A 15,789-nucleotide genomic window follows, 5' to 3' on the forward strand; every position below is an offset into this window, starting at 1 on the left:
GTCCGCGAAGCGCCTGGTCATGAGGGGTGTTGGCGGGTGCCGGCAGGTGACGGGAGAAGTGGATCTCTAATCCCGAGGTCGCAGGTTCGAATCCTGCCGGGGGCGCTCTGGTGCTGGTCACGCCGGTGCGGCCGATCTGGTTCAAGATCGGCCCACACCGAACCCTCACCCACGTGCTCGACGTGTTCGCCTTCCGCTTCCCGACCACGGTCAGCCGGTCCAGCGGTGGATATCGTCGGCTGATGCGTGAGACACCCGAAGAACTCCTTGAGCTCCAGGCGCTGCTCGACGCCTCCCTGTCCCGCTCTACCGATCACCTCCGGTTGATCGTCGCCGAGCGCACTGTGACCGCCGAGCAGCTCACGCGGATCCTGGTCGGCATGTGCACCCTTGCCCTGTCCACCGTGACGGCGAAGGGTGAGCCGCGGATCAGTGGCGTGGATGGGCACTTTTTGCACGGCAAGTGGTGCTTCGGCACGGCGCGTGGTGCTGCCAAGGCGCGCCACCTTGCGGCACGGCCCGCCGCCAGCGTTGCGCATATGCGTGGCGAGGAGCTGGGGGTGTTTGCGCACGGCACGGTGGAGGTCCTCAACCCCGAGGACGGCGAGCCGGCTGCGGACTGGCCGGACCTGCTTGCGTACCTCAAGGACTTCTACGGCGATCACACCGACTGGGAGAAGGACGTGGTCTACTACCGGCTTCGTCCGCACTGGATGACCGTCTACGCCCCTGACGCCGCGAAGCTCATCGCCGGGTGACGCGCTGGCGGCAACTGTCGCAGTGGCTGTGCCCTTGCGTGTGGCGACACCCCGTTATCTGTCCTGGTCGGGGGGTTCTGCGGCGGGTTAGCTTGGGGTGGTGCGGATTGGGGAGGTTGCTCGGCTGGCTGGCGTCAGTGTCCGGGCGGTGCGGTATTACGAGGAAGAAGGGCTGGTTCGGCCGGCTCGTGGGGGGAATGGGTATCGGTGTTTTGACGAGCGGGATGTCGAGGTGGTTCGGCAGGTTCGGGGGTTGATCGAGTGTGGGTTGCCTACCCGGATCATTCGGGAGGTCCTGCCGTATCTGGACGGGACCGGGGAGCTGCTGCCTGAGGTGCCCTGTGAGTACATGATCGACCAGGTTGAGCGGCAGCGGGAAGTGCTGGAGCGGCGGATTTCCTGTTTGACTCGGAATCGGGACGCCTTGGACGCCTACCTGGAGGCTGCGCGGAAGTTGGCTTGACCCTCACGCTTGCGGCAGGGTTTTAGCGTCCTGGGCATGGGTGTTGAGAACACGATGCGGGCGTTGCGGCAGGGGGCCTTGAGCGGGCCTCGGGGGCTGGCGGTTGTCGAGGTGCCGGTGCCGGTGGCTGGGCCTGGTGAGGTGTTGGTTCGGGTTGAGGCTGCTGGGGTCAACTTTGCCGATGTGATGCAGACGCGAGGGGTCTATGACGGCGGGCCGGTTCCGCCTTATCTGGCTGGGTTTGAGGCTGCTGGGGTTGTGGTGGGGGTCGGGGAAGCGGTTGATCCTGGGCTGGTGGGGACGCGGGTTGTGGGGGCTGGGAGTGGGGCGTTTGCCGAGTTTGTGGTGATGCCGGCTGCTGGGGTGGTGGCTCTGCCTGACGGGTGGCGGAGTGAGCAGGGGCTTGGGTTGGTGTTGAACTGGGCTACTGCCTTGGCGGCGCTTCGGGTCCTGGGGCGGGTTCGGAGTGGCGAGACGGTGTTGGTGCAGGCTGCTGCGGGTGGGGTGGGGCAGGCTGCGGTTCGGATCGCCAAGTACTACGGCGCGACGGTGATTGGCGCTGCTTCGGCGGCCAAGCACGATGTGGTGCTTGGGGTGGGGGCCGATCGGGTGGTGGAGTACGGCGAGGTTGACGGGGTGCGGGACGTTGATCTTGTGTTGGAGTCTGTTGGGGGCGAAGGGTTTAAGAGGAGTTTGGATGCTGCTCGGAGGGTTACAGGGCGGGTAGTGGTGTTTGGGGCGGCTGGGGGCACCGCTTCGGTGAGCAATTGGGAGTTGGTGTTCAAGCACCAAGTGCAGGTGATGGGGCTGCACATCGGATTGATGGCGCAGGAGGCGCCTGAGGTGTTCGCCGGTGTCCTGAGTGAGTTGGACGTGTTGCGGCGGGAAGGTGTGTATCTGCCTGGGGAACCGACCGTGTACGACCTGGCTGAGGGACCGGCTGTGCTGGCCGCGCTGGAAGCCGGGGAGACGGTGGGGAAGCTTGCCTTGAGGCCGTGAACAAAGCAGTGGCCCCGGGACGGGGGTTCCCGGGGCCACTGGCCGTGTTCGCCACGGAGGAGGCTTACACGGGCTGGAGGGTGTTGGCTGTTGCGGTCGCCAGGACCGGGCCGTTCGGGCGCAGGGTCAGCAGAGGGGTGACGGAGAGTGGTTGCGCGGTGGTGTCGAAGCGGTACGCGCGCAGCAAGGTCTTGAGGAGGATGGTGGACTCCATCAAGGCGAACTGCATGCCGATGCACGCCCTCGCGCCGCCGCCGAAGGGGATGTACGCGTAGCGGTGGGTGGGGCCGCCGGCGAGGAAACGGGTGGGGTCGAACGTTGTGGGGTTCGGCCAGAAGTCCGGGTGGCGGTGGGTTACCCACGGGGAGATCAGGATTTGCGAACCCGCGCGGACCTGGTAGCCGGCGATCGTGGTGTCCACCAAGGTGATGCGCTCGGTGCTGTGTGCCGGCGGGTAGAGGCGCATGCCCTCTTGGATCGTCGCCCGGACGAGGGTGTCGTCAGTCGCGTGGGCGATGTCGGACTGGATGTCCGGGCGGCGGCCCAGCTCGTGCAGGGTGAACGTCAGTGCGCCTGCGGTGGTTTCGTGGCCTGCCAGCAGGAAGCCCAGGACCTCGTCGCGGATCTCCTGCTCCGACAAGCCCTCGCCGGTGTCCGCGTCACGGGCGGTGCGCAGGCGGGTCAGGAGGTCGTCGGCGTCCGGGCGCGGGGGGAGGGCCAGGACGCGGTCGGCGATGGCGAACAAGCGGCGGCGGATGTCGCGCAGGGCGCGGTTGCGCGGGGTGGGCAGGGACAACGGGAGGGTGAACAGCTGGAGGCGGCGGGCGGTGGAGGTTTCGCCCAGTTGCTGCACCAACTCCTGGAGGTCCTCGACGATGTCGTCGATGACGTCGCCGAACAAGGCCCGGCCCACGACCCGGAGGGTGTAGCGCTGCATCAGGTCGTGCAGGTCGACCGTTCCCGAGCGGAGCGACGGGTCGTTGACGACCTTGGACGCTTCCTCCGCCATGAGGGCCGTGTAGCCCATGACCCGGCGGTGCGTGAACAGCTGCTGGACCAGTTTGCGGTGGCGCTTCCAGGTTTCGCCGTCCAAGGTCAGCAGGCCGTCGCCGATGCTCTCCCGGATCACCTTGAACCCGGCCGTGTCCCGGCCGAACACCGCGGGGTCGGTCATCGCCCGGGCCACGTCGTCAGGGTGGAACGCCCCGTACACCGTGCGGCCCGCCCAGGACGGCCCGAAGCGGTACGCCACCAGGTCGCCGTGCTCGGCGAACGTCCGCTCCAGCGTGCCCAGCAGGTCGGCGACGAACGCGGGCACCACGCCCAGCAGCGGGTGGCCGTCCGGACCCGGGATCGCGCTCATCGGTTCCTCCTGAAGTCCGCGTGGAACGGCTCGACGTCCACGGGTGGTTCCGGCAGCACGGCGGTGAGCGCGGTGACCTTCGACCACGTCATGGCGATCTGGTCCAGGTCGGCGTCCCCGACCGGCACCTCCAGCTCGCCGAACGCGTCGGCCAGCCACTTGCGGGCACCCGGGTCGACGGTGTCGGTGGGCGCCTCGGGCGCGGCGACCTCGGCCCACTCCGCCGAGGAGAACGCCGGCACCGAACGGTCGTGCCAGTCGGTCCGCCGCTGGTAGACGTCGGCGATCGCGGCCAGTTCGAAGTCCTGGCCCGGCGCGGCGGCCAGTTGCAGCGACAGCGGCATCCCGGCCGCGTCGAAGCCCATCGGCAGCGCCAGCGCGGGGAACCCGACCGCGCTCCACACGCTGGGCAGCCACGAGATCGTCTGGAGGCCGGCGGCGTCGTCGTAGCGCGGCGCGCCGGCGGGCCAGGTCGGGGTGGCGATCAGGTCCACGTCGGCGAACCGGGACCGCAGGGCGTCGGCGCCCCACCGGCGCACGCGCTGCGCCCGCAGGTACGTCTCGGCGCTCAGCACGCCGCCCAGGGCCACGTTCCACCGGAACGGCCGGCCGTAGTCGGTCCACCGCGACCGCAGGTGCGTCCCGTGCACCTCGAACGCCTCCACCAGCAGCGTCACCAACTGCGCCGCGACCAGCGGGAAGCCCTCGTTGACCGGCACGTCCACCACCGAGGCGCCCGCCGCGCGCAGCTCGTCCAGCGCGGTCTCGAACGCGGCGGCGGTCTCGTCGGTCAGCGCGGCGGCGTACTTCACCAGGTCGAACGGCACGCCGATGCGCACGCCCGCCAGGTCGTCCAGCGCGGTCCGGGACACCTCGTAGGGCCGATCGGCCATCACGGCCAGCAGCCGGGCGCACTCGCGAGCCGTGCGGGCCAGCGGGCCGGCGGTCTCCATCGACCGCGTCAACGGCCGGATGCCCTGCGAGGGCAGCAACCCCTGGGTCGGTTTGAGGCCGGTCACCCCGCACAGCGCGGCCGGGATGCGGATGCTGCCGTTGCTGTCGGTGCCGATGCCGGCGTCGAACAGCCCGGCGGGGATGCCGTTGGCGCTGCCGCAGCTCGACCCGCCGGTCCACCGGTTCGGGTCCCACGGGTTGCGCGGCACGGGGAACGCGGCGGCCGGGTCGGGCCGGGACAGCGCGTGCTCGGCCATCGACGTCTTGCCCACGATGGACGCACCGGCGGCCCGCAGTCGCGCGATGATCGGCGCGTCGCGGTCCTCCCACCACACCGGGTCGTGGACGGCGCTCTGCGCGGTGCTCGACGCGCCCGCCACGGCGATGATGTCCTTGACGCCCACGCGCACCCCGGTCAGCGGGCCGTCCACATCGGACGGCACGTCGGGGAAGCGGTGCAGGAAAGTGCCCAGGGCGTCCATGTCAGCTCACCACCGAGAACTTCTGCCACCCGGTCGCGACGACCTCGGGCGCGCCGAAGGTGTCCCGGGGCGCGGACGGGTCCCAGCCGTTGTTCAGGTGGGCCACCAGGGTGCCGTCGCCGCGCAGGCCCATGAGGTCGGGGCGGCCGTTCAGGTCCAGGTCCGTCACGGTGATGATCTCGTACTCCTGCCAGCCGTGGCCGAGCGTGAACCACCGGCCCTCGCCGCGCCACCACGGCCCGTCCCCGGACTCGTTGTGGGCGAACTCGTACACGTCCAAGTCGCCGTTCTTCCGGCGCACCAACAGGTCCGGGCGGCCGGTGCCGGTGATGTCGGCCATCGCGAACGGAAAGTCGTCGACGTCCACGGTGACCAGCCGGTGCGCGGACTTGTCGTAGGTCTCGTTCTCCTTGACCTCGCGGCGGTTGAAGAACGCGTCCACGTTGCCCGCGTCCTGCTCGCGGCCGAACATGTCGTCGCAGCCGTCGAGGTCCACGTCGTAGATGCCCAGCGTCTCCCACTTCTTGTCGTCGCGGGCGCCGGAGATGCGGATCGGGCCGGCGAGGGTGTCCAGGCCGCGCAGCCCGCCGGTGTTCGGGTACAGGAAGATCCCGTGGTGCTCGTTCATCGGGCGCATGCTCAGGCCGAGGACGTCGGCGAAGCCGTTGCCGTTGATGTCGATGGTGCGCACCAGGTAGTGGTCGCGCCGCGGGTCGAAACCGGTGCCGATCAGCACGGGCTCGCCGAACGTCTCGGTGCCCTGGAAAGAGCCCCGATGGGGAAAGACGAACAATTCCCCCGTGACGTCGTCACGGGCCATGACGTCCATTCGACCGTCACCGTTGAACGAATGACAGTGACCGTTCCCCTTCATGCGTGCCACGAAGCACCCCTCCCCGAGCGGGCGCGGCCGAACGCGCACCCAACCACCACAACAGGCCTGATCATGGCCCCGGCGAGCGGCGACGGGGTACCCCTACCGACACCCCTGGCACCCCACAAGAAATGCACCCCACCCCCACACCCGCGCGGGCCGCCCACTATTTCCGGCCGACCCCCGGCGAGGTGCTGCTAACAATAAGCGCATACCCGCGCCGACCCAAATGGGGAAATCCACATGGACGAAGGAATCGGGCTCACCGCGACCACGCCGGCGCTCGCCGTGGTGGCACCGCCGGCGCCGGCGATCAGCGTGTCGGGGCTGCACAAGCGCTACGGCGACGTGCGCGCGGTCAACGGCCTGGACCTGGAGATCGCGCCCGGCGAGGTCGTCGCGCTGCTGGGCCCCAACGGCGCGGGCAAGTCCACGCTGGTGGACCTGGTCCTGGGCCTGGCCACCCCGGACGCGGGCGAGATCCGCGTGTTCGGGCACACCCCGCGCGAGGCCGTCACCCGCGGTGTCGTCGGCGCGATGCTCCAGGACGGCGCGCTCCTGGACGACGTGTCGATCCGCGAGCTGATCACGGTGATCGCGGGCCTGTACCGCGACGCCCTGCCGGTCGACGAGGTGCTGGCGCGCACCGGGTTGACCGACCTGGCCGACCGGCGCGGCCCGCTGTCCGGCGGTCAGCGGCAGCGCCTGCGGCTGGCGGTGACGCTGGTGTCCGACCCCCGCCTGCTGATCCTGGACGAGCCCACCGTGGCGATGGACGTCGAGTCCCGCACGGTGTTCTGGACCTCGATCCACGAGTTCACCGCCACCGGCCGCACGGTGGTGTTCGCCTCCCACTACCTGGAGGAGGCCGAGGAGTTCGCCGACCGGGTGGTCCTGGTGCGCGGCGGGAAGGTCGTCGCCGACGGCACGGTCGCGCAGATCCGCTCGGTCGTGGCGGGCCGGACGCTGTCCGCCGAGGTCCCCGGTGTGACGCCGGACCAGCTGCGGCTGCTGCCCGGCGTGCTGGCCGCCGAGGCGCGCGGCAGGCGGGTCGAGCTGGTGTGCGCCGACTCCGACGCCGCCGCGCGCGAGCTGTTCGCCCGGTACCCGCAGGCGCGGGACGTGGAGATCGGCTCCATCGGCCTGGAGCAGGCGTTCCTGGCCCTGACCGCGACCGAAGACGAGGCTGCCTGATGAACTCCGGTTTCCTGCTGTTCGAGGTGCGCCGGGTGGTGCGGGCGCGCAAGTTCTGGATCATGGCGTTCCTGTTCCCCACCCTGATGTACCTGATCCAGGCCAACCTGTTCAGCGGCCTGTTCGCCGACCGGGGCGGGGTGGACTTCCGCGAGCACCTGATGGGCAACCTGGCCGCGTTCGGCGCGTTCTTCGTGGCCCTCAACGTCGGCACGCGGGTCGCGCTCGAGCGGTCCTCGGGCTGGCAGCGGCAGTTGCGCATCACGCCGCTGTCCGCGCCGTCCTACCTGGTCGCCAAGCTGTCCGCCGCGATGGTGGTGGCGCTGCCCGCGATCGCCGCCGTGGCGCTGGTCGGCGCGCTGGTGGAGGGCGTGCGGCTGCCGGTGGGCGGCTGGCTGCACCTGGTGCTGGGGATCTGGGCGGGCACGCTGCCGTTCGCGCTGCTGGGCGTGTTCATCGGGCAGATCGCGACCTCGGAGAGCGTCCAGCTGCTCACCTCGATGTCGCACATGCTGCTGGGCATCCTCGGCGGGGCGCTGTTCCCGTCGGTGGCGTTCCCCGGGTGGATGCAGGCGGTGTCCACGGTCCTGCCCAGCCGCTGGCTCGCCGAGATCGGCCACGCGGCGGTCGGCGAACCCGCGAACGGCGCCGTGGCGGCCGTCGTGCTGGCCGGCTGGACCGTGGTGCTCGGCGGCGCGGTGGTCCTGCGGTACGTGCGGGACAGCGCCCGCGTCTGACGATGTCCGTTGCTACCCGAGGGAATCCTGACGTGAAGAAGAACTCCTGGCAGATACTGCGCAAGGGCGGGCAGGGTGGGCTCACGCTGACCGTCGACTTCACCAGCACCGGCCGCACCCAGGCGTGCTTCCGCGACCTGGTCCCCAAGTTGTCCGCGCCCGGCGAGGTGTGGGAGACCGTCGCGCCGGCGTCGGGCGCCGAGGACACCATGTCCGGCGCCGACTACGTGGAGCGCTGGGTCAAGGGCGTGCGCAGGCGCGAGCGGACCGTCGACACGGTCGTCGGCTACTGCGCCGGCGCGGTGTTCGCCGCGCCGCTGGCCGCGCGGCTCGCCGAGCACCAGGAAGTGGCGCCGCGACTGGTCCTGCTTGACCCCGAGCTGCCCAACATCGTCGGCCTGTACCGGGACTTCCACGGCGCCGCCGACGCGCTGAAGACCATCCTGTCGCCCGACGAGATCACCAAGTTCCACGCCGACGGGCAGGACGTCCAGCAGCGGCACGGGTTCGAGGACCTGTCCCTGATCGGTCCCGCGCTGGCCGGGATCTTCCGCGACGCCATCGACGTGGCCGGGCAGCGGCTGGGCCTGGACGAGGACATCCGCGCCGAGCTGGGCGGCAGCTTCGCGTCCTTCGTCGGCTACCTGCGGGCCGCCACCGAGCTGGACCCGCTGCCGCTGTGGCGCGACGCCACCGCGATCACGTCGTCGCACTCGACGCAGCGCGGCGCGGAGTTCGCGCGGGAGATCCGCCTGGACGTCGACCACGACCAGATGCTGCGCCACCCGGACGTGGCCGCCGCCGTGTCCGGGCTGATGACCGGCGCGCTGCGGATGGCGGGGTAGCGGTGTTCCCCGACCTGTTCGCCGCCCAGGTCCGCCGCACCCCCGACGCGGTCGCCGTGGCGTGGGGCGAGCGCACCCTGACCTACGCGGAGCTGGACGCCCGGTCCACCGGGCTCGCCCGCCGGCTGGCCGCGCTCGGGGCCGGGCCGGAACGGCTGGTGGCCATCGGCATCCGGTCGGCCGACGTGGTGACCGCCGCCGTGGCGGTGCTCAAGACCGGGGCCGCCTACCTGCCGTTGGACCTCGACTACCCGGCGCAGCGCCTGGAGCACATGCTGGGCGACGCGCGACCGTTGCTGCTGCTGACCACGTCCGAGGACCGGCACGCGATCCCGGCTTCCGACGCCGTGGAAGTGCTGGTCGACGAGACCTCGGACGTGCCGTTCTCCGTGGACCTGCGGCCGGAGAACGCGGCTTACGTCATCTACACGTCCGGTTCGACGGGCAAGCCCAAGGGCGTGGTGATCGAACACCGGCAGCTGAACACCTACCTCGACCACGTCGTGCGCTCCTACCCCGGCGTGCGCGGCCGGGCGGTGCTGCACTCGTCGTTCGCGTTCGACCTCACCGTCACCGCCCTGTACGCGCCGCTGGCCACCGGCGGTTGCGTGCACGTCGGCGCGTTGGAGGAGATGGGCACGCCCGCCGCCGGACCGCTGGGCCGGGAGCGCCCCGGGTTCGTCAAGGTCACGCCCTCGCACATCCCGCTGCTCACCGCGCTGCCCGCCGAGGCCTCGCCGACCGGCGAGCTGATGGCCGGCGGTGAACTCCTGCTCGGCGAGACCGTGGACGCCTGGCGGCGCAGGCACCCCGGCGCCCGCGTGGTCAACGAGTACGGGCCGACCGAGACGACGGTCGGGTGCAGCACGGTCGTCATCGAGCCGGACGACGTCGTGCCGCCGGGTCCGCTGCCCATCGGACAACCCATGCCCGGCGTGGGTTTCCACGTCCTGGACGACGGCTTGCAGCCGGTCGCGGTCGGCGAGATCGGGGAGCTGTACATCTCCGGCACCCAGCTCGCGCGCGGCTACCTCAACCGGCCGGCGCTGACCGCGAGCCGGTTCGTGGCCAACCCGTTCGGACCGCCCGGGTCCCGCATGTACCGGTCGGGCGACCGGGTGCGGCCGACCGCGGACGGCGAGTACGAGTTCTGCGGCCGGGTCGACAGCCAGACCAAGATCCGCGGCTACCGGATCGAGCTGGGCGAGGTCGAGGCGGCGCTGCTGCGGGTGCCCGAGGTGCGGCACGCGGCGGCTGTGGTCCGCGAGGACACGCCGGACGTCAAGCAGCTCGTCGCGTACGTCGTGCCGATCGACGTCGACGTGCAGCAGGTGCGCAAGGACATCGCCGAGAGCCTGCCCGACTACATGGTGCCCAGTGCCGTGGTGGCGTTGCCGGAGCTGCCGCTGACCGTGAACGGCAAGCTCGACACGGCCGCGCTGCCGGTCCCGTCCGGGGCCGTGTCGGGGCGTGCGCCGGTGAACGAGCTGGAAGCCCTGCTGTGCGGGCTGTTCGCGCGGTTCTCCGGCGTGTCCGCGGTGGGTGTGGACGACGACTTCTTCGTGCGCGGCGGCACCAGCGTCGGTGCCGCGCAGCTGGTCAACGAGGCGCGCAAGCTCGGGCTGACGCTGTCGCTGCGGGACGTGCTGGAGAACCGGACCGTGGCGCGGCTCGCCGAACTCTGTGCTGAGGGGGACGAATGACGGTCAGCCGGAAAGAAACGGCTATGTGGCTCCTGGAACGGCTGGTGCCGGGCACAGGGGTCAACAACGTCACCGTCGCGTTCGAGGTCGGTGGGCGGTTCGACCGGGCGGTGCTCGGTACGGCGTTGGACGCGGTGCTGGCGCGGCACGAGGTGCTGCGGACCGTGTTCCGCGCGGACGACGTGGCTCTGGACAAGGAAGTCCTGGCCTCAGTCGACGTGCCGCTGGTGGACATCGCCGTCACGGATGCCGGGCTCGATGCCGACCTGACCGCGTTCATCGCGGCGCCGTTCGCGCTGGACGGGAGTCCGTTGGTGCGGGCAGGCGTGTGGAGCGGTTCGCACGACGTGTGTTGCGTTGTCGTGCACCACCTGGTGTTCGACGCCATGTCCACCACGATCCTGCTGCGCGAGCTGCTGACCGCGTACGAGGAGGTGGCGGCCGGGCGCACGCCTGCCAGCGATGTGGTTTCCCCGCCGGCCGAGCGTGCGCCCGACGAGCGCAGCATCGCCTACTGGCAGAAGAACCTGGACGGGCTGCGGGCCAGCGAGTCCGGGCTGTGGTGCGCCAAGCCGCCGGGTGCCACGTCCTCGCTGCGCGCTTCGACGGTGCACCACAAGCTCTCCGCCGAAGCCCGGGAGGTCGTCCGGCGGTTCCAGAAGGAGCTGCGGGCGTCCGAGGCCGTGGTGCTGCTGGCTGCCTACTACGTGCTGCTGACCCAGCACGGCGCCGGGTCGGACGTGGTCATCGGGACGCCCGTGAACGTGCGCGACCAGCAGAGCATGAACGCCATCGGCTACCACGCCAACCTGTTGCCGTTGCGGGTCCAGCTCGACGCGGAGGCCGACTTCCGGGCCGTGGTGAAGAAGACCCGGTCCACGTTCCTGGAGGCGATCAGCCACGCGGACGTGCCGCTGGAGCACGTCTCCCCCGCCGTGCTCGGGGACACGCCGTCGTCGTGGCGCAGCTCGTTCTTCCGGCACCTGTTCAACTACGTGCCGGGCACGGTCGAGTCCGCGCCCACGCTGACCGGGATGCCCGTGCGGCACGTGATGGCGGAGAACGGGTACAGCCGGTTCGACCTGGAGTTCTTCATCATGCCGGGTCCGGAGGAGACCACCATCCGGGCCGCGTTCTGCGTGGACGCCTTCGAGGAAGCCGACGTCGTGCGGCTGCTGGAGCGGTACGACTCGCTGCTGGTCGAGCTGGGCGGCGCGGTGGAGCGGCCGGTGGTGGAGTTGTCCCGGCTGAGCCCCGCGGAACGTGTGCTGCCGGTGGTGTCGGAGCCGGTCGGGCACGTGCTGGACGCCGTGTACGCGACGGTGACCGCGCAGCCGGACCTGGTCGCCATCGAGGACGGGCCGGACTCGGTGACCTACGGCGAGCTGTGGTCCGCCGCGCTGGACACCCGGGACCTGGTGAACGCGGACACCGTGGCGGTGTTGGCCCCGCGCGGTGCGGACCTTGCGGCGGCTTGGCTGGGGGTGTGGCTGGCGGGTGCCCGAGTGGTGCTGCTGGACCCGACCCAACCGATCCCCGACCTCGCGGCGCGGCTCGCCGATTCGGGGGCGGGGCTGGTGCTGGCGGCCGAGGGCGTGACCGTGCCGGGTGCGGTGCAGGTCCCGACCGTCGGTGGCGGTAGCCGAGCCGACGCGCCCGCACCGGACCTGGACGCACCTGCCCACCTGGAGTACGCGCTGACCGGTGACGCGGTCGCGGTGGAGTTCACGCACCGGGCCTTGGCGAGCGCGGTCGTCGGGCAGGAGAAGGCGTTGTGGCGGAACAGTGCCGCCACCACCGCTTCGCTGCTCGACGTGCTGGGCGCGCTCACCACCGGCTGCCGGGTCGTGGTCGCGGACACCGAGCACACCGCTCCCGTGCCGACCGGGTTCGTCGCCGAACCGGGCACCGCGCACGAGCTGGGCCTCGGGGTGCGCGGTGAGCTGTGCGCCACCGGGAACGCCCTGCCCACCCGCTACCACAACCGGCCGGACCTGACCGCCGAGCGGTTCGGCGAGCACCCGGTGCACGGCCGGTTCCACCGCACCGGGGACCTCGCGGTCCGGCGGGCGGACGGGATCGACGTCATCGGGCCGTTGGACGCGCACGTGACCGTCGCGGGACAGCGGATCCACCTCGCGGACGTCGAGCGGGCGCTGTCCGCCGTGGCCCCGGTGGGCGCCGCCGAAGCGGACGGCACGGTGTTCGTGTTCACCGAGACCGACGCGACCGACCGGCTGCGCGAGCACGCCAAGGCCACCCTGCCGTTCGTGCCCGAACCGGTGACGATGACCAAGCTCCCGCGCACGGCCGCGTCCACAGTGGACCGACTCGCCCTGCGGGAACTGGCCGAGTCCTCCGCGGTCGCCGCGAACGCCGAGCCGGCGGACGAGACGACCGCCGCGCTCGTCGCCATCTGGACCGAGCTGCTCGACCGGCCCGGCCTGCACGCCGACTCGAACTTCTTCGTGAGCGGCGGCCACTCACTCCTCGGCGCCCAACTGGTGCAGAAGGTCAAGAAGGACCTGGGCCTGCCCGCCCAGCTCGCCGACCTGTTCGCCAACCCGACGCCGAGGCAGCTCGCGGAGCACCTCGACTCCGCGTTCTTCGACGACGACGACGACGAAGACGACTGACCGATCCGCCAGCCAGAGAGTTCTTTCAGCAGAGGAGGCTCGGCGTGACCATCGACGTCCAGCCCACGCACAGCACCGACCGCGTGATCACCCTGACCCGTGAGGAGAACATCGAGGTCGACACCATCGCCCGCTACCTCGCTGGCCGGCCGCCGCGCCGGCTGGACTCGACCGCGTGGCTGGCCACCGCGCGCGAGCTGTCCAGCAACCTGCCGGTGCGGCTGCGGCAGATGCTGCGCCGCTTCACCTGGGACGCGGGCCTGGACGGCGTCCTGCTCGTGCGCAACCTGCCGGTGGAGCCCGACGACCTGCCCGACACGCCGACCGTGCCCGGTTCCGTGCAACGCGAGTCGACCGTGCCCGCCGCCGCGCAGGTGCTGGTCGGCCTCCAGCTCGGCGAGCTGATCGCGTTCCGGGAGGAGAAGAGCGGCGCGCTCGTGCAGGACGTCGTGCCGGTGCCCGGCATGGAGGCCTTCCAGGGCAACGCCGGCTCCGTGATGCTGTCCATGCACGTGGAGAACGCCTTCCACATGTACCGGCCGGACTACGTGGGCCTGCACTGCCTGCGCAACGACCACGACAACGTGGCCGGGTTGCAGGTGGCGTCCATCCGCAACGCCCTGCCGGTGCTGCCCGAGGCCGTGCGGAAGGTCCTGCACGAGCCGCGGTTCATCACCGAGCCGCCGGCGTCGTTCGGCGACCTGCGCAGCGCGCCCGAGCCGCACGGCATCCTGGGCGGCAGCTTCGACGACCCGGACATCCGCATCGACTTCGAGAGCTCGTTCCCGCTCGACGCCGAGGCGGAGCAGGCGATGGCCGTGCTCGGCGACGCCCTGCGCTCCTCGCGCCGCACGTTCATCCTCGAACCCGGCGACCTGGCCTTCGTGGACAACCGCCTGGCCCTGCACGGCCGGACCGAGTTCACGCCCCGCTACGACGGCCGGGACCGGTGGCTGCAACGCATCTTCGTGCACCGCGACTTCCGGCGGTCGCGCGAACTCCGTCCCGAAGGCGGGCACGTGCTGGGGAGCGCGGGCACTCCTGTGGCGAAAGGTGATTGATGACGGTCCTGGGGGACTTATCGACTGAATCGTGGGACGCGGTGGTGGTGGGCTCCGGACTCGGGGGCCTCACCACCGCGGCCTACCTCGCGACCAACGGGCTGCGCCCGCTGGTCCTGGAGCAGGGCAGGGTGGCCGGCGGGTGCAGCCAGGTGTTCCGCCGGCAGCGCCGGTTCGAGTTCGACGTGGGCGTGCACTACGTCGGCGCCTGCCAGGAGGACGGCCTGCTGACCGGCATCCTGCGGGGTGTCGGGCTGGCCGACCGGGTCGAGTTCCTGGAGATGGACCCGGACGGGTTCACCACGCTGGTGTTCCCGGACTTCACCTTCCGGGTGCCGCGCGGGTGGGACCGCTACCTGGAGCGGCTGGTCGAGACGTTCCCGGACGAGGAACGCCGGATCCGATTATGCATCCGACTGCTGCGGCGGATGGCCGCGGAACTGCGCAAGGGTCTGCCGACCACACCTCGACAGGCGTTGTTGTTCCCGTTGAAGGCGCCGGTGCTCACCACGCTGGGCATGCGCCCGTTGGCCGACTTGTACAAGCTCTGCGGCCTGAGTGAACGCGCTCGGGCCGTCATCTCCGGCGAGAGCGCCACTTACGCGGCCCCGCCGAACCGCGTCAGCGCCGTGGTCCACGCCGCCGCGATGGACCAGTACATCCGCGGTGGCGCCTACTACCCGCGCGGCGGGGGCCAGGTCCTCGCCGCCCACCTGCTCGACGTGATCCAGTCGCACGGCGGTGTCGTGCGGACGCACACCAAGGTCGAGCGGATCCTGGTCGAAGACGGCCGGACCACCGGCGTGCGACTGGCCTCCGGGGAAGTCGTCCGGGCCGGGACCGTCATCTCCAACGCCGACGTCCGGCGCACCTTCCTCGACCTGGTCGGCCGCGAGCACCTGTCCGCCGCGCAGGCCGAGCGGGTGTCCCGGTACCGGATGGCGCTTCCGCTCCTCACGGTCTACCTGGGGCTGGACGTCGACCTGGCGGACCGGATGCCGAACACGAACTTCTACACCTTCCCCGACACCGACGTGGACGGCTACTACGAGGCCCTGTACCGCGGCGAGCTGCCCGACGAGCTGCCGCTGTTCATCACCTCGGCCACCGTCAAGGACCCCGGCAACCCGCGCAGCGCCCCGCACGGCCACTCCACGATGGAGATCATGGCCGTGGTTCCGCAGGGCAGTCCACTGTGGAGCTTCGCGACCGCCGCCGACGGCTCTTACCGGGCCGAGACGGAGTACGGGGACCTGAAGGAACGCATCACCGACCGGATCATCGCGCGGACGGCCGCGCTGATCCCCGGCATCGAGGACCACATCGTGTGGCGCGAGGCCGCGACCCCGTTGACCCAGGAGCGGTTCACGCTGTCGTCGGAGGGTTCCAGCTACGGCTTGGAGATCGCCACCGACCAGCTCGGCCGCAACCGGCCGGGACCGGTCACCGGGATCGGCGGCCTGTACCTGACCGGGGCGGGGACCGTGTTCTGCCACGGCATCGTCAACGTGATGAACAGCGGCGTCGGCACCGCGAGCGCCGTGCTCGGCCGCGACCTGCTCGCCGAGGTCCGCACCGGCACGGTGTTCGGCGACCCGACCCGCCTGACCGCCGGCGGCCCCGACTGGGACCCGCTGACAGCGTCCAAACCCCGACTCCCCCGCCCACGCACCGCTCACCCCTTCCGCTCTGCTCGCAACGCGAGGACCCAGTGAGGAGC

The 15,789-nt window shown here is 71.0% G+C and carries 13 protein-coding genes; 10 read left to right on the plus strand and 3 right to left on the minus strand.

Going from position 1 to position 15,789, the window contains the following annotated elements; genetic code table 11:
* Window positions 1-110: 110 nt before the first annotated feature.
* From WBN91_RS11680 to WBN91_RS11690, 3 genes are all read left to right on the plus strand, one after another.
* On the plus strand, window positions 111-758 hold the full coding sequence (locus WBN91_RS11680) for a pyridoxamine 5'-phosphate oxidase family protein (protein WP_337728538.1): 648 nt from the start codon (window positions 111-113) through the stop codon (window positions 756-758).
* Between the two features lie 100 nt (window positions 759-858).
* Entirely contained in the window at window positions 859-1,221 is a 363-nt protein-coding gene (locus WBN91_RS11685) for a MerR family transcriptional regulator (RefSeq protein WP_337729375.1), read from the plus strand.
* Window positions 1,222-1,257: 36 nt separating this feature from the next.
* Window positions 1,258-2,220 carry an alcohol dehydrogenase catalytic domain-containing protein gene (locus tag WBN91_RS11690; RefSeq protein WP_337728536.1) on the plus strand — a complete coding sequence of 321 codons (963 nt, stop codon included), beginning with the start codon at window positions 1,258-1,260 and terminating at the stop codon, window positions 2,218-2,220.
* A gap of 64 nt (window positions 2,221-2,284) precedes the next feature.
* Here WBN91_RS11690 and WBN91_RS11695 read toward each other — a convergent pair whose 3' ends face one another.
* The 3 genes from WBN91_RS11695 to WBN91_RS11705 are packed head-to-tail and all read right to left on the minus strand — an operon-like array spanning window position 2,285 to window position 5,893.
* The gene (locus tag WBN91_RS11695; protein WP_337728535.1) at window positions 2,285-3,583 is read right to left on the minus strand and encodes a cytochrome P450; all 1,299 of its coding nucleotides are present in this window, start codon (window positions 3,581-3,583) and stop codon (window positions 2,285-2,287) included.
* Window positions 3,580-5,019, minus strand: coding sequence for an amidase (locus WBN91_RS11700; protein ID WP_337728534.1), 1,440 nt, complete (start codon window positions 5,017-5,019; stop codon window positions 3,580-3,582). Before WBN91_RS11700 ends, WBN91_RS11695 begins: the two co-directional genes overlap by 4 nt.
* Before the next feature lies 1 nt (window position 5,020).
* Window positions 5,021-5,893: an FG-GAP-like repeat-containing protein gene (locus tag WBN91_RS11705; RefSeq protein WP_337728539.1), complete on the minus strand. Its 873-nt coding sequence runs from the start codon at window positions 5,891-5,893 to the stop codon at window positions 5,021-5,023.
* A gap of 243 nt (window positions 5,894-6,136) precedes the next feature.
* Here WBN91_RS11705 and WBN91_RS11710 point away from each other — a divergent pair, with 243 nt between their 5' ends.
* The 7 genes from WBN91_RS11710 to WBN91_RS11740 are packed head-to-tail and all read left to right on the plus strand — an operon-like array spanning window position 6,137 to window position 15,784.
* The gene (locus tag WBN91_RS11710; RefSeq protein WP_337728533.1) at window positions 6,137-7,087 is read left to right on the plus strand and encodes an ABC transporter ATP-binding protein; all 951 of its coding nucleotides are present in this window, start codon (window positions 6,137-6,139) and stop codon (window positions 7,085-7,087) included.
* Entirely contained in the window at window positions 7,087-7,824 is a 738-nt protein-coding gene (locus tag WBN91_RS11715; protein ID WP_337728532.1) for an ABC transporter permease, read from the plus strand. Before WBN91_RS11710 ends, WBN91_RS11715 begins: the two co-directional genes overlap by 1 nt.
* 32 nt (window positions 7,825-7,856) lie before the next feature.
* The gene (locus WBN91_RS11720; protein ID WP_337728531.1) at window positions 7,857-8,669 is read left to right on the plus strand and encodes a hypothetical protein; all 813 of its coding nucleotides are present in this window, start codon (window positions 7,857-7,859) and stop codon (window positions 8,667-8,669) included.
* 2 nt (window positions 8,670-8,671) lie between these two features.
* Window positions 8,672-10,372 carry a non-ribosomal peptide synthetase gene (locus WBN91_RS11725; protein WP_337728530.1) on the plus strand — a complete coding sequence of 567 codons (1,701 nt, stop codon included), beginning with the start codon at window positions 8,672-8,674 and terminating at the stop codon, window positions 10,370-10,372.
* A gap of 23 nt (window positions 10,373-10,395) precedes the next feature.
* Entirely contained in the window at window positions 10,396-13,008 is a 2,613-nt protein-coding gene (locus WBN91_RS11730; protein WP_337728529.1) for a condensation domain-containing protein, read from the plus strand.
* Window positions 13,009-13,052: 44 nt separating this feature from the next.
* Entirely contained in the window at window positions 13,053-14,069 is a 1,017-nt protein-coding gene (locus WBN91_RS11735) for a TauD/TfdA family dioxygenase (RefSeq protein WP_337728528.1), read from the plus strand.
* Window positions 14,069-15,784, plus strand: coding sequence for a phytoene desaturase family protein (locus tag WBN91_RS11740; protein WP_337728527.1), 1,716 nt, complete (start codon window positions 14,069-14,071; stop codon window positions 15,782-15,784). The genes WBN91_RS11735 and WBN91_RS11740 overlap by 1 nt, the downstream gene beginning before the upstream one ends.
* The last annotated feature ends 5 nt before the right edge of the window (window positions 15,785-15,789 follow it).

Origin of the sequence: Saccharothrix sp. CCNWYY140 (assembly GCF_037401995.1) — a bacterium.
In the GTDB taxonomy this organism is placed as follows: domain Bacteria; phylum Actinomycetota; class Actinomycetes; order Mycobacteriales; family Pseudonocardiaceae; genus Actinosynnema.